This window comes from Belnapia sp. AC561 (genome assembly GCF_979252845.1).
On sequence record NZ_CEEDBP010000265.1, the window covers coordinates 1 to 265 of the forward strand.

The 265-nt window shown below is 64.9% G+C and carries 1 protein-coding gene; it reads right to left on the bottom strand.

Annotated features, from left to right (window positions below):
• A partial coding sequence (locus AC0IW9_RS31025) for a TIGR02444 family protein (protein ID WP_471652145.1) occupies nt 1-265 on the bottom strand: 265 nt, incomplete at both ends.

Consider the following 265-nt stretch of genomic DNA (forward strand, 5'->3'; position numbering starts at 1 on the left):
GCGTAATAGCGCCAGCGCCTGATCCGTCTGCGCGGCCTCATGCCAGGATTGACGCAACTGCCTCAGTGGTACGACGACGTCGCGCTGCCAGGGGGCTGCAGCCTGGCGTAATTGCGCCACGTAGTCGGTGGTGCAGTGTGTTGCGCGTTGATCCAGCCATAGGCCGCAGAGCACCAGGCAGACATCCGCTCCAGCATCCTGCAGCGCCAAACAGGCCGTCTCGACGCCAGGGCGGGCATAGAGATTCGCGGCGAAGTCCCACAGG